Below are 1,882 nucleotides of genomic sequence, written 5' to 3'. Positions count from 1 at the left end.
ATCTAAAAAGGATGGCTCCTGTACAATACAGAAACCATCTCTTAGCTGCTTAATCTCTTTTTTTAGTTTGTCCTTGACTTAGGTACCACATTAAACGGCAAAATAAGAATCCATCTTTTTTCAATATGATTAATAATAGATTTTAATAAATGTCATATTAACAAGTGACTTCATACACTTAAAGAAGATGTCCTCTGCTCCCAATGCTTTAAGGGATTCGTATGTCAAACACGAACACACTAACAACATAAACACGACCAAAAATAACCATGGACGTAGATTGATTTTATACATAATAACTGCTCCTTAACTGAATAAGTTGAAAGATAACTGCTGTATAGACAGATAAACATTGGTTCTGAACACTCCATTTGAAGTGCCTATATCAAGGAGGTAAAATCAATTTTCTTCCTAATAATTAATGTACATGTCTAATCTGGAATCTGTATAGAAGTTTAACTCAAAATCTTTTTTCAAGTGTAGCTTTGAAACAAAGTCGAAACGTTTATAAAACAGGTTCTATGAAATACGTTATTGTGGTTTATAACAAGGTTTGGCCGTTATTCTCTTTGAATTAGTAATCTAAAATGGTATTTTTATAGTTAAAACTAAAAGAATATCTGAATTAAAAGATCGATAAAGGAAATGTAGAGTGACAATAAGCTGTTCCACTAAAGGGCCATTTAATTAAATAACACATTAAAAGAAAATAGATGTTTAAGTTAAGATTTATGAAAGCTTGTGAAGATATACTTAAGTCAACGATCAGGTTTCTTGAGGTAGGAAAAAGTAATACTAACCATTAATAGTAGGTGTTAGAATAGATTAAGTAATCGTGTTAATTAATATTTAAGAGGTGTTTTTATGAAGTTAGATGAATTTACAATTGGAGATATGTTCGAAACTAAACCATACCAATTAACAAAAGAGGATATTATGAGGTTTGCAGGTGAGTTTGACCCCCAATATATGCATTTAGATGAGGAAAAAGCAAATCAGGGAAGATTTAATGGAATCATTGCTTCTGGGATACATACACTAGCTATTTCATTTAAGCTATGGGTTGAAGAAGGTAAATATGGTGAGGATGTTATTGCCGGAACAAGAATGAATAATATTAGATTTATAAAGCCGGTGTATCCTGATGATGAACTATATATCATTGTAAAGGTTATTGATAAGAAAGCAACAAAGAATGAAACGGGTATCCTAACGGTATTGTTATCTACTTTCAATGATAAGGAAGAAAAAGTTTTTGAGGGCGAATTATCTGCATTGATAAAGCGATGAAGGTTATTTTAAAGTATTGAACACCACCAGTTAATAGTAATTCAATTAAAAGGGACAATTCTTAAGAGGAATTGTCCCTTTTTCAATAATAGCGCCATATTCTTGCATGATGCTTTAAAGCTAGATTGGGTAATTATGTTAAAATTTAGAGAATGGAAATTAAGGGAGGGAACAAAACTGTCCGTTTGGAAATCGTACGCTATTATAATGTTTGAAACCTTAGTTTTTTTAGTGATTGGTTTTATTCTAACTGAAAATGTATTAAGAACGATTTATGAAAACTTTGGTATTAGTTTTACAGGGAATGTATGGGTTAATTGGTTCGGTGTCTCATACTTACTGTTTTTTCTTTATACAATTATGCGTGGGCTTTTCATTAATAAAAATAACAACATGTTAAAGAAACGAATAACATCTATTATCTTTTGGCTTCTTTTTATCGGCTCTATTTATGCTATATTTATTCCGTTTGTTAAAGGAGTAAATCCATTCTAATACAACAAAACCAGCTGATAGTTGTCAATAATTTTTATTAAAAATAATGAAAATATCATGTTATACTAAATTTGTGTATACCAAATAACCGTCCAAA

General features: G+C 30.2%; 2 protein-coding genes. Both read left to right on the top strand.

What is annotated here, in order from left to right:
* Window positions 1–864: 864 nt before the first annotated feature.
* The gene (locus tag ACIQZG_RS24430; RefSeq protein WP_402758752.1) at window positions 865–1,290 is read left to right on the top strand and encodes a MaoC family dehydratase; all 426 of its coding nucleotides are present in this window, start codon (window positions 865–867) and stop codon (window positions 1,288–1,290) included.
* Between the two features lie 207 nt (window positions 1,291–1,497).
* Window positions 1,498–1,785, top strand: coding sequence for a hypothetical protein (locus ACIQZG_RS24425; RefSeq protein ID WP_402758750.1), 288 nt, complete (start codon window positions 1,498–1,500; stop codon window positions 1,783–1,785).
* Window positions 1,786–1,882: the final 97 nt, after the last annotated feature.

The sequence above is a fragment of the Lysinibacillus sp. NPDC096418 genome, from assembly GCF_044762775.1.
In the GTDB taxonomy this organism is placed as follows: domain Bacteria; phylum Bacillota; class Bacilli; order Bacillales_A; family Planococcaceae; genus Lysinibacillus.
The sequence above is the reverse complement of the archived record's forward strand: the minus strand, read 5'-3'. Positions and strand labels throughout refer to the sequence as shown.